Source organism: Synechococcales cyanobacterium T60_A2020_003, from assembly GCA_015272205.1.
Lineage (GTDB): Bacteria > Cyanobacteriota > Cyanobacteriia > RECH01 > RECH01 > JACYMB01.
This window is the reverse complement of sequence record JACYMB010000172.1, coordinates 1-11,253: the sequence shown is the minus strand read 5'-3', so window position 1 is coordinate 11,253 and position 11,253 is coordinate 1. Positions and strand designations below refer to the sequence as shown.

Here is an 11,253-nt window from a genome sequence, read left to right as displayed (position 1 = left end):
CCGCGCAAAATCGCCTAAAAGACTCAGGACGCCGCACGTAGTGCGTAAGTCCTGAACTCAAAATTGAGATAACGAGTTCTGTTCACGAATTAGGGAATCGCAATCTATGTAGAGGGTTAGGCATTGAGTCGTGGTGAAGGGCTTCAGTCTTCAGACCGGGGAACACCAGATTGGGGCGGCAAAGAGGGTTGGTATAAAGCGTGGAGTCGTGTCGCTTGGAGGACAAGCATGTTACCCAGTGCCATAGTGGCGATCGCCCTTGGGGGGGGTAGTCTCTCGGAGCATCTCTCTACACCCCTGCTCCGCAGCGTACCGTCATCGCTGGTTCTCACCTCAAAGTCCACGCCATTCACGGATGAATCGAACGCCGAACCCTTTTTGCTATCCCTACGTCAGGCCGAAACCGGGATGAATATCGTCACCCCCGTCATCCTGAATCCCATCTACGAGTTTCCATCGTTCCACAGCGAATTACTCGATCAGCAATTGCAGCGCTATGCGGCCTTTATGAAACATTCAGGCGTACCGGATGTGCTGGTGGTGGGCAGTTCGCGGGCACTCCAAGGGGTTGATCCAACCGTGTTGCGGGATGCTCTGCGCGATCAAGGCTACGACGGGGTAACAGTGTATAACTTTAGCGTGAACGGAGCCACCGCCCAGGTGATCGATGTCGTATTGCGGCAGGTGTTAACGCCTGATCAACTGCCCAAGTTGATTGTGTGGGCGGATGGATCGCGGGCATTTAATAGCGGACGCACTGATGCCACCTATGCCCGGATTACATCGTCTCCTGGCTATCAGGCTTTGGCAACGGGCGATCGCCCCATTCAGTTTCGGCCAGAACTACCCACTGGGACCATCGCCTCTTCCAAAGAGCCAGGAACCGTCTGTGTCGATGTGCCTCCGATACCAAGGGAGGATCTATCGGCGCAGATCGCGGTTCCGGTCAAGTCTCTGTGCCATTCGTGGTCAGAGGCGAACCTAATGGCCGCCCAAACGTCAACTAATGACGCGATCGCCGCTCCCGATCCGCTTGGGCAATTGAGCGGAGCAGCAGCAGCCCATCCCATCCATATCGACGAACTGGGTTTTGCAGCCATTGATACGCGCTTCGAGCCTGTGAGCTATTACCAGCAATTCCCACACGTATCGGGAGACTTTGACGGCAGCTATCGTCCCTTTTCCCTGGAGGGTGTGCAGACCGACGCCACCCGAACGATCGCCCAATTCGCAGCGGAACAGGGCATTCCCCTCGTGTTTGTAAGTTTGCCACTCACCGCCGATTACCTTGACCCCACCCGGCAGTACTACGAAGAGCAGTTTCGATGGTACATGCAGCAGCTTGCGGTAGATGAAGGCTTCGTTTTTGTGGATTTGAGTCAGGCGTGGCTGTACGAAAATGGCTATTTTCAAGATCCCAGCCATATCAACCGTTACGGAGCCGCTGCCGTCGCCAACGCCTTGGCCATAGACCCAACGATTCCCTGGTCAGCCACGCGGTAGTTTTCTAGCTTGCGGCTTCGCTGACAATCCCCGACCATTGCACCTTTTTCTGGCGACTGCGTCGGTAAGAAAAGAAATGCTGCGGCTGTTGGTAGGTGCAAAACGGGGCGATCGCTATGTGTTCGGGATCAAGGCCAAGTTGCTGAAGCTGGAGAACATTCACCCGCCGCACATCGACCCGCACCTTGCCAGGTTCAGGGTCATCCTGAACGGGAGAGTCTGGACGATCACGCAACTGCGCCAAGAGATCCAGGGTGCGACTCTCCGTTTCGGGGTGTTGAGACGCCTCATGGGGAAACAGGCTTGCACCGAGTTCAGCCGCGACGTCGGAGGAAACCTGGTAGACCTCTCCAGCGATCGCAGGCCCCAAGGCAACTCGAAGGTTCGAGATTTTACTCCCTTGAGCTTGAAGACAGGCGATCGCCGCTGGCACGATACGAGCAGCCGTTCCGCGCCATCCAGCATGGACAGCGGCAACTTGTCCGGTGGTGTCATCGGCAATCAGGACGGGCACACAGTCAGCGGTGCAGACCCATACGGATTGTTGATTCTGCTCGGTAACAAGGCCATCCGCCGCATGGAGCACCGAATCGGCATCAGAGGTTGCGGTGGGCGGATGCTGCAAGTCGAAAGGCGTCAAAACAGTATTGCCATGCACCTGCTTCACACGGCAGACTTGCGCCTCTGGTCGCAGAACGGTCACCAGCTCTTCGGGAACACGGGGACTAAACTGCTGGGTAAAAAAGCCATGCGCCCAGGACTCCAACAGGCTACAGGTTAGATAGGGCATATCGTTCCAGGATTGCCAGTGCCACGTGTGCATCGTCTTCAACCCTCACAAGACATCGCTTTTTAGCTTAGCGCGAGGGGCGGGGCGATCGCCTCTAGTTTGGGAGTATGCAATGATGTCCCTTGCCCGGTAGCTGTAATGCCGCCTGTACCGTGCAGATGATTAACACGCTGAGCCGATCTGCTAACACACGTCCCTCGAACATGCACCTGAACCTCTATTACCGCACTACGCACGCCACCAGCGGACGAAAGCGCTCCGCCAGTTCCGGTGAACTCGCCACCAAGGTTGGAAACGATCGCGCACTATAGTCCCTACCCGGTTGCAGGGGAAAAATCGGCTGATCATCCAGGGCAACCCAAACACCGCCCGCCGCCTGCACGATCGCCCAAATCGCCGCAATATCCCAAATTTTTGGTGTCGCTTCCACACCCCCTAGCATGGCTCCCGTCGCCACACTCAGCAAGTTGTAGGTTGCCACCCCCAGCATCCGAATCTTGCACGGAAACGGTTGCTGCAAAATCTTTGTACTGCGGGCGCAGAGGCTAAAAAAGTGGTTGCCCGACGGTTCCTCGGTGCTGACATGGATGGGCTGATGGTTGAGGTACGCCCCGGTTGGGCCTGCTAATCCCGACTCTCCCATCCAGAAGCCGTGAAAACATTGGTGGTTGAGGGGCGGAATCCGCACATGGCCGAACACGGGGGTTCCCTGGTAAAGCAAGCCCAGGGAAATGCCCCACAGCGGCACCCCGCGCGCAAAGTTGGTTGTGCCGTCAATCGGGTCAATAATCCAGCACCAGTCCGTATCCGGAAAGATATGCTCCACTTCCTCACTCAGGACGCCATGCCCCGGAAACTGACGGGCGATCGCCTCCCGCAAGGCTCCATCCGCCCACTGATCCGACCGCGTCACCAGGCTACCGTCCGCTTTCTCCGTTGCCCGTACCTGCCCAAAATCCTGAAGCAGCCGTTGCCCCACCTGCTCGGTGATCGCTTCCGCCTGGGTGACTATCTGTGTCCAGTCCATTTACTCTAAATCCTGTTCCAAGACTGCTGCGATCGCCTTTTGCGAATCTGTTTTGAACTCCTGCACATCAATCCGGCTCAGCAGACTGACGGCTACCAGCATCATCGCCCCTTCGCAGGCAAACACCAGCGCAAAGGCTAAATAGGTCGAACTAAAGAGCGATCGCCCAAGATCGAGTAACACCCCTCCCGCCACCGTTGCGTTTGCCTGCGCCATGGCCTGTGCCAATCCCCACGCACCCACAAAGGTTCCAGCTGTTTCCACTGCCGTCAAGTCCAGCATCAGGGAAACGGCGCTATTGGTCAAAATGCCCGACGCCAGACCAAAGAGCATCACGCTACTTTTTAGCATCGGTTGGGAGGCGGTCAGTCCAGAAAGAATCACCAGGATAAAGCACGCTGCGGTGAACCAGCAGCCCAAGGTTGCGGTACGCTGTTTGCCCAAACGCGGAACCACCACAAAGCCAGCCACCCCCATCCCAGCGAGGATGCCGTAACCCCAAAATTGGTTTAGTCCCGCACTTTCGCCCAGGGACATGCCAAACACCTCACGGGCATAGGGTTCCAGAACAGGCTGTTGCAGGAACAAACCCACGGTCATCGCCAGGAGAAAGGCAAAGAAAAAGCCCGTTTGCCGGGATGCGGTTAAAACCCTGAGGGATTGGCGTAGAGAAATTTGATCGTCGCGATCGCCCCCAGAGGATCGTTTAGAAAAGCGAGAGTAGCGTTTCTCAATCCCAAACGTAGCGGCAATGCCCAGCCCACACACAATCGCTGGAAAGACCATAAACAGACGATTTACGGTGGGTTGCAAGAGATCCGGCGTGATCCCTTCCAGCATCTTTTGTCCGGCGATCGCCCCTGCCACGATGCCCACCATCAGCATCGCCCAAACAATTCCGACTAACTGGGAGCGATTCTCCTCCTCGGACACATCCACCAGCATGGCGGTAAAAGCGGTTCCCGCTGCACTAATGCAAAGGCCATAGAGGGCAAACATCAGAGCCAGCAACGCGACCCAGAGATTGGTTGCCATTGACCATCCGGCGGCAGCACTTGCACCCAATTGCCACACCACCTGCACCGCCGCAAACAGGCAAACTCCCTGCAACATCAGTCCTGTCCAGATGTAGCCCGTGCGGTGATAGCCCAACAGCGGTTTGTTGTCCGACATTTGCCCAAACCAGATCCGCGCCGGAGCCACAAACTGGTACATGGCGATCGCCCCTGCCGCAATCGTGGCCGGAATTCGCAGTTCTGAAATCATCACCTGGTTCAGAACACCCAAGGTCAGCAGGGACAGCAAGCCAATCCCCATTTGGTACAGACCGAGCCGCAGCATTGTAAAGATATTAATGTGCGGACGGGATTCCACAAGGGCGGAACCGAGCGGTTGATCGGATGAGAAATCGCGAGATGACATGGGAGCACTGGCAACGTAAGTGTGAATAACCCTGGAATGAACCCTATACCCAATTCGAGAGTGATGATCTGATGGGTATGAAGTTTAAAAAATAAGACGAATTCTTAATACACCGTACATTTAAATCGGTTCCCTAGAGATAGTCCTCGTTGAAATTGCAATAAATTTCGAGGCGTCGGAGGTCTCTTTCTACAAATTCTGAGGGATGCTCTGAATTACCAGAAACCTGTGGTTTACTAACTCTAGATGTCGGGAGATATCGTGGAAGACTGGCGATCGCCCAGCCCACTAACGTCTCGCTTCTGTCCCCCTGCTGTCTAGCATCCCAACGTACTACCCTATGGATTTGCGTGCTCTGATTCGAGATATTCCCGATTTCCCAAAACCCGGTATCCTCTTTCGCGACATCACAACCCTACTCAAAGATCCAGATGGTTTGCGATATACCATTGATCGCCTGTCGGAGGCGTTTGATGATTTAGAGGTGGATGCGATCGCGGGTATGGAATCCCGTGGGTTCATGTTCGGTGTGCCGCTGGCCTATCAAATGGGCTTGGGCTTTATCCCGGTTCGCAAGCCTGGGAAACTACCTGCTGCTACCTATGCCGCCGAGTACGAGTTGGAATATGGAAGCGATCGCCTGGAAATGCATCAAGATGCCCTCCATCCCGGCAGCCGCGTTTTAATTGTGGATGATTTGATCGCCACGGGGGGCACTGCCGCTGCCACTGCCCAACTTGTGGAACAGGCCAACTGCCAGATTGCCGGGTTTGGTTTTATCATCGAGCTAACGGATTTAGGTGGGCGGCAGCAGTTGCCGGATGTGCCCATCGTGTCACTCGTGGAATATTAGATCCGTTTCTGCGCCAAGATCATGCCGCGATTTCGCCCATTCATGCAGTTTGCACCATGACATCAGGAACCACTTCTTCAGGCCAGCGCCGTGTTCAGTCGTTCATCAACTCCGTATCCCAAGCACTACGGAGTGACTTTACGACCTATACCGTTAAGCGGGTGCTACAGGCATTGCTGACCCTGCTGTTGGCCTCTGCCCTCAGCTTTTTCATCATTCAGCTTGCCCCTGGAGACTACCTCGACACCCTCCGCCTAAATCCCCAGATTTCCCAAGAAACCCTGCAGGATTTGCAAACTCGCTTTGGCTTGGACAAACCCGTGTGGCAGCAATACTGGCTCTGGCTGAAGCAGGTCGTCACCAAGGGCGATTTTGGCATTAGTTTTGCCTACCAGCGTCCGGTGTCGTCGATTCTCCGGGAACGGATTCCCCCCACGCTGCTGTTGGCGCTGTCGTCTATCGTCGTGACCTGGGCGATCGCTATTCCCTTAGGCATCATCGGTGCGGTTCATCACAATAAGCTCATTGACCGAATTCTGCGCGTAATTAGCTACATTGGCCAAGGCTTTCCCACCCTGATTACGGGCTTGCTGCTGCTCTTTTTCGCTCAGCTCACCTCGCCCCTCTTCCCGGTCGGGGGAATGACCAGCATCGACCATGAGGATCTCTCCTGGTTTGGCAAAATTCTAGACATTGGCTGGCATTTGATTTTACCGACCCTGGCTCTCAGCATTACCGGATTTGCCGGGTTGCAGCGGATTATGCGGGGTCAAATGCTCGACGTGATGCGCCAAGACTACATTCGCACGGCACGAGCCAAGGGATTATCGGAAAACAAGGTCGTCTATGTCCATGCCCTGCGGAACGCCGTTAACCCGTTGATTACGCTACTGGGGTTTGAATTCGCCTCGCTCCTGAGTGGTGCGTTCATTACCGAAGGATTGTTTAACTGGCCGGGACTGGGCAAACTAGTACTGGAAGCGGTACGAGCGCAGGATTTGTATCTGGTGATGGCGAGCTTGATGATGGGAGCGGTGATGCTGATTGTGGGCAACTTACTGGCTGACCTGCTCCTGAAGGTGGCCGATCCTCGAATTAAGCTCACGGAGATGAATTAGGGATGGGGCGATCGCCCGTCATGGGAGAAAACCATGCAGTCTGATGTTTACTACTTGGTGCGATCGAAGCAGGATGGACAGTATCTCGTTGCCCGTCCGCGCCTTGCGAACACTGCCGAAACCGATGACCAACCTCCGACGGAGTTTCTGCTGGTTTTCAAAGAACATGCGGATGCACTCAGCTACCTCAACGCCTTTGCCCAAACCCTTGCCGATCGCTTTGCGGTGGAATCGCTGCTTGGCAACCAGCTCAGTAATGTGATGAATCGCTGGGGCTATCAAGGCTTTGGCATTGTTCAAGATCCGCTGATACCCAAAGTGGAGTTCATGCTGCGCGATCGCCCTTTCTAACTCCAACCCTTCTCCACCGTTAATCCCAACACGGGGTTCCAACAAGTTGATACAATATCTTTCCGGTGGATCGCCTAGCCGCGTCGAGTAGGCCAGGTTCGTAGGGTGTGTTAGGCGCAGCCGTAACGCACCGCATCCCAGCAATAGTCATCATTTGAGTTCTAACCCCACTTAACCGTTACTTACAACACTGGAAGGCAACCTATGGCACGGCAATACCGCATTACCTTACTCCCTGGGGATGGCATCGGCCCCGAAATTATTACGGTCGCGGTAGACGTGCTTAAGCAGGTCGGCCAAACATTTGACATTCAGTTTGAATTCCAAGAAGCCCTGATCGGCGGGGCAGCCATCGACGCAACGGGCGTACCCCTTCCGGCTGAATCCCTGGAGATGTGCCGCGATAGTGATGCCGTGCTGCTGGCGGCGATCGGAGGTTATAAGTGGGATTCCCTACCCTCCAATCTTCGCCCGGAGCAAGGCTTATTAGGGCTACGAGCCGGACTAAAACTCTTCGCCAATCTGCGTCCAGCCACGATTCTACCGCAACTGGTCGATGCCTCCACCCTCAAAAAAGAGGTGGTAGAAGGAGTAGACATCATGGTGATCCGCGAACTGACCGGCGGCATCTACTTTGGGCAACCCAAAGGTATTTTCGAAACCGAAACGGGCGAAAAGCGGGGTGTGAACACGATGGTCTACACCGATTCCGAAGTGGATCGCATTGCCCGTGTGGCGTTTGAAACTGCTCAGAAACGGGGCAAGAAACTTTGCTCTGTTGATAAGGCCAATGTGTTGGAAGTATCGCAGCTCTGGCGCGATCGCGTCACCGCTTTGGCCTCCGAGTATCCCGATGTGGAACTGTCCCATCTCTACGTGGACAATGCCGCCATGCAGCTTCTCCGCTGGCCGAAGCAATTCGACACGATCGTGACCGGAAACCTCTTTGGTGACATTCTCTCTGATGCCGCTGCCATGCTCACCGGAAGTATTGGAATGCTGCCCTCGGCAAGTTTGGGAAGTTCTGGCCCTGGCGTTTTTGAACCTGTTCACGGGTCTGCCCCGGACATTGCCGGACAGGATAAGGCTAATCCCCTCGCCCAGGTGCTGAGTGCGGCGATGATGCTCCGCTATGGCCTCAACGAACCCGAAGCCGCAAGCTACATCGAGCAAGGGGTCATGAAGGTTCTCGATCAAGGCTACCGCACAGGCGACATTATGTCTGAAGGGATGACGCTGGTAGGCTGTCGGGATATGGGCAAAGCTTTGGCGGCGGCTCTAGCTTAAGCTGGCTTTTCCGGATACTACGCTGCCGATAGCGTAATATTTAAATTTTGTGGCGAATTATCACTACTACTTGCCGGAACTTTAGCGATACACTAGAGTTCTAGCAAAAGAGTAGGGAGAAGGATCGTGTATACGACCGAAAGACCACTATCACGGCCTGCAGCGGATATCCCGCTGAGTTCGAGTGCCAACGGTTTGGAGCATCATCACCTAGAAGATCTGCCCCCTGCCCTCGATCCGATGCTGCTGCAAATTGCTCAGCATGCGTATCGTACATTTTACGAGGTGCATCCGGATTATCCCCAAAAGCCTGTGGGTGTTGTGATTAACCAGATCAGCCTACGAGCGCAACTTGTATTTAAGGATAAGCCCGTTTTGCTCATCCAAGAATGCCTGATCCCGCTGAGCCAGATTGAAGCGTAGCGAAGATTAAGGACGGTGATCCGATCGATCGACATACAATCCGCAGTAGTAGTAGCCAGCGTCTTATCAAGTCTAGGCTGGTCTTTGCCTGCGTTTGCGCTAGATGATGAACAGCTTCAAGTGCTATTGTCCCAACCGCCGCGACTGCAATGGTTAGAGCCGGATGCGGTGTTGCCGAGCGAAGAGATGGTGACCCAGTATACGATCTCTGAAACGTCGCTAACGCCACCGAGTTTATGGTGGATTCAATCGCAGTATGGTGGAGATCTGCTAAGTGGATGGGTGGCTGCTCCAGGAACAGATGGTTTGCCTCCTCATGTCGATCTAGTGGTTAATGAGGCGGAGTGGCGTACCTACAACTATTGGGAACGGTATGCCCTTGTGACATTATTTGGTCGGGTTTCTCAAGAGTTTGGCTACATTACCCGTGTGTTTAACGAACAGCGTCCCCAACCCAGGGCATTAGCTGCCTATCTCTGCGAGCCGCTAGTTGCAACGGATGAAGATCCAGAGGTGTCTGGTTGCCAGGTATACATGGATGTAGCAGGTTTGGGCATTTCTATTGATCTAGAGGATCAGCTACGCGGGTTTTAATCCAGAGTTCTTTGTACTGGGCGATCGCCTCTTCGGATATTGGCTCTAAAAACTCGCTTTGGTTCATGATCTCTGCGGGGGGGATCAGTAGCGTGTTGGTTTGGAGTGCGCTGGGTAGAGTTGCGCGATCGCCCTTGATCAAGAGCGGTGATGCGCCACTGCTTAGCAACGAAAGCTGTTCGGCGATCACCCGTTGCCAATAGAATTCTACCCACGGTTGAGCCGATGCATTCGAACTCGGAGCCGCCGCGTCTGGATTCGTAGGCACGACCCAAATATCGGCGGAAAGTAAGGTTCCAGAGGTGGGAATGACACCCGCTAAGCTCTTGTTACGTTCCAACACGGGCAAGATATCCGTAGACCAACCCACGGCCAACCACGTATCGCCAATAATCAACGGCTGGAGATAGGCATCGGAACTATACACCTTGACCTGCTGGTTGAGCGTATTCAGAGCGGGCTGCAGATCGGCGATCGCCATTGGTGCAGGTTCATTAAACCCGTGCCCCAACATTTTGAGGGTGAGGCCAATGACCGTGCGGGCACTGTCTGGCAAGGAAAACCGACGCTTTAAGTCCGGTCGCCATAGGTCTACCCAGTCTTGGGGTTGCCATCCCAGGTTTTCAAACTCTGGCTTACGGTAGGCGATCATGAGGTGTCCCCAGCGGTACGGTGCCGCCCACAGCTCCCCGGATTCGCTCAGCTTCCCCTGGCGATCGCGCCTTACAAGCTGTTGCCACGGAGTCCCCAGATTGCTCCACCCCGCCCAGGAGTTCGGATTCATCGGCTGAATGAGTCCCTGCTGGATGGCAGGCTGGAGCCAGTAATCCCCCAAGGCCATCACATTTGCCGGGAGCGCAGGCTTTTTTGAGCGATCGTCGGCTGACGTTTCGGCATTGTGCCACGTTTGCAGTTGCGTAAACAAATCGCGCAACTGTGCCTTACTTTCAACCTGAAGTTGGATGCCCGATTGCAGAGTTTTCTCAAATTCGGTGAGCAGTTGGGGTGGAACGGCATTATCCAACAGGACAGCGCTCAGAGTAACGTGATCCCGCTGGCGACATCCCCCCAGCATGATCCCCATGCTCATAGCTCCTAATCCGGTAAGGAGCGATCGCCGATTGATGCCATAGTCCATAAAAAAAATCGATCCCGGCACACATCTCTAAGGCTATTGTGCCGGGATCGGAGGCAAAACTCTACCCCTCAGGGCAGCAATCTCAGAACGACAGGGGCTTGAATCTATCGTTCGGAGATTCGGAGATTTAGAAAATCAAGCTAACCAGCCAGAAGATGATGGAGTTGACGATGCTGAGGGCGATCGCACCCATAAAGGCACTCATCAACCCGTAGCGCAGGCGAAAGCCCGTAACCAGCTTGGCGGTTAACCCAAAGACAATAAAGAAAATAATCAGCGAGATTAAAAACGAAATGCCGAGGGTCAGAATCGCCACCAACGGGGTGCGAAGAATGCTGACCACAAAATTCCCCAGCACATTGAGCACGCCAAACACAACACCTGCGGTCAGCGCTTTTCCGACGCTATCCACCTCAATCCCCAAGAAGGGAACTTTAGAGATGATGAGCAAGCTGACGGCAGTAACCGCAGCCGTAATCAGGAGAGTAATCAAGAATTCCATAGGTAGTTGTAAAAATCCCTGGTTTTTGAACGACTGGTTTTACATGCAGTAAAGGATAGTTGCTGCTCTGTGTCAATGACGGTGTTGCACTGCACATCTTACCCATCCTGTTGGGTCAAAAGGACGGGGAGCGATCGCCAAAACTGTGATTTGTGTGACAACCGGGATTCCAGTTCCACCGGATCAGTGACATCCTCCCGACGCTCACCCTATCGGGTAGAGCGCGGGCTTCCCCAGATCGCTCT

12 protein-coding genes are annotated in these 11,253 nt (G+C 54.5%); 7 read left to right on the top strand and 5 right to left on the bottom strand.

Annotated elements, in window-relative coordinates:
• Window positions 1–228: 228 nt before the first annotated feature.
• Entirely contained in the window at window positions 229–1,503 is a 1,275-nt protein-coding gene (locus IGR76_09145) for a hypothetical protein (GenBank protein MBF2078672.1), read from the top strand.
• Window positions 1,504–1,507: 4 nt separating this feature from the next.
• Here the strand turns inward: IGR76_09145 and pgeF are convergent, their stop codons facing one another.
• The 3 genes from pgeF to IGR76_09130 form a co-directional block, all read right to left on the bottom strand.
• Window positions 1,508–2,326 carry a peptidoglycan editing factor PgeF gene (pgeF, locus tag IGR76_09140; GenBank protein ID MBF2078671.1) on the bottom strand — a complete coding sequence of 273 codons (819 nt, stop codon included), beginning with the start codon at window positions 2,324–2,326 and terminating at the stop codon, window positions 1,508–1,510.
• A gap of 187 nt (window positions 2,327–2,513) precedes the next feature.
• Complete coding sequence (locus tag IGR76_09135) at window positions 2,514–3,320, bottom strand: inositol monophosphatase family protein (GenBank protein MBF2078670.1); 807 nt, start codon at window positions 3,318–3,320, stop codon at window positions 2,514–2,516.
• Window positions 3,321–4,742 carry a BCD family MFS transporter gene (locus tag IGR76_09130; GenBank protein ID MBF2078669.1) on the bottom strand — a complete coding sequence of 474 codons (1,422 nt, stop codon included), beginning with the start codon at window positions 4,740–4,742 and terminating at the stop codon, window positions 3,321–3,323.
• A gap of 340 nt (window positions 4,743–5,082) precedes the next feature.
• On the opposite strand from IGR76_09130, the gene IGR76_09125 reads away from it, so the two are divergent.
• The 6 genes from IGR76_09125 to IGR76_09100 all read left to right on the top strand — a co-directional run bounded on the left by IGR76_09125 (window position 5,083) and on the right by IGR76_09100 (window position 9,368).
• Window positions 5,083–5,595 (top strand): adenine phosphoribosyltransferase, encoded by a 513-nt coding sequence (locus tag IGR76_09125; GenBank protein MBF2078668.1) that lies wholly within the window; start codon window positions 5,083–5,085, stop codon window positions 5,593–5,595.
• Between the two features lie 56 nt (window positions 5,596–5,651).
• Complete coding sequence (locus tag IGR76_09120) at window positions 5,652–6,713, top strand: ABC transporter permease (GenBank protein MBF2078667.1); 1,062 nt, start codon at window positions 5,652–5,654, stop codon at window positions 6,711–6,713.
• A gap of 33 nt (window positions 6,714–6,746) precedes the next feature.
• Entirely contained in the window at window positions 6,747–7,064 is a 318-nt protein-coding gene (locus IGR76_09115) for a hypothetical protein (GenBank protein MBF2078666.1), read from the top strand.
• A 204-nt stretch (window positions 7,065–7,268) separates the two neighbouring features.
• Window positions 7,269–8,351 (top strand): 3-isopropylmalate dehydrogenase, encoded by a 1,083-nt coding sequence (gene leuB, locus IGR76_09110; protein ID MBF2078665.1) that lies wholly within the window; start codon window positions 7,269–7,271, stop codon window positions 8,349–8,351.
• A gap of 174 nt (window positions 8,352–8,525) precedes the next feature.
• On the top strand, window positions 8,526–8,774 hold the full coding sequence (locus IGR76_09105) for a hypothetical protein (GenBank protein ID MBF2078664.1): 249 nt from the start codon (window positions 8,526–8,528) through the stop codon (window positions 8,772–8,774).
• An 84-nt stretch (window positions 8,775–8,858) separates the two neighbouring features.
• Entirely contained in the window at window positions 8,859–9,368 is a 510-nt protein-coding gene (locus IGR76_09100; protein MBF2078663.1) for a hypothetical protein, read from the top strand.
• Here IGR76_09100 and IGR76_09095 read toward each other — a convergent pair.
• Window positions 9,334–10,527: an extracellular solute-binding protein gene (locus tag IGR76_09095; protein MBF2078662.1), complete on the bottom strand. Its 1,194-nt coding sequence runs from the start codon at window positions 10,525–10,527 to the stop codon at window positions 9,334–9,336. The genes IGR76_09100 and IGR76_09095 overlap by 35 nt on opposite strands.
• 106 nt (window positions 10,528–10,633) lie before the next feature.
• A complete protein-coding gene (locus IGR76_09090; GenBank protein MBF2078661.1) occupies window positions 10,634–11,008 on the bottom strand; it encodes a phage holin family protein in 375 nt (124 codons plus the stop codon).
• Window positions 11,009–11,253: the final 245 nt, after the last annotated feature.

Excerpts from the sequence above, each read along its gene's own strand:
- IGR76_09125 (MBF2078668.1), top strand. The coding sequence starts at position 5,083 with ATGGATTTGCGTGCTCTGATTCGAGATATTCCCGATTTCCCAAAACCC.
- IGR76_09120 (MBF2078667.1), top strand. The coding sequence starts at position 5,652 with ATGACATCAGGAACCACTTCTTCAGGCCAGCGCCGTGTTCAGTCGTTC.
- IGR76_09115 (MBF2078666.1), top strand. The coding sequence starts at position 6,747 with ATGCAGTCTGATGTTTACTACTTGGTGCGATCGAAGCAGGATGGACAG.
- IGR76_09135 (MBF2078670.1), bottom strand. The coding sequence starts at position 3,320 with ATGGACTGGACACAGATAGTCACCCAGGCGGAAGCGATCACCGAGCAG.
- IGR76_09130 (MBF2078669.1), bottom strand. The coding sequence starts at position 4,742 with ATGTCATCTCGCGATTTCTCATCCGATCAACCGCTCGGTTCCGCCCTT.
- leuB (MBF2078665.1), top strand. The coding sequence starts at position 7,269 with ATGGCACGGCAATACCGCATTACCTTACTCCCTGGGGATGGCATCGGC.
- IGR76_09145 (MBF2078672.1), top strand. The coding sequence starts at position 229 with ATGTTACCCAGTGCCATAGTGGCGATCGCCCTTGGGGGGGGTAGTCTC.
- pgeF (MBF2078671.1), bottom strand. The coding sequence starts at position 2,326 with ATGCACACGTGGCACTGGCAATCCTGGAACGATATGCCCTATCTAACC.
- IGR76_09090 (MBF2078661.1), bottom strand. The coding sequence starts at position 11,008 with ATGGAATTCTTGATTACTCTCCTGATTACGGCTGCGGTTACTGCCGTC.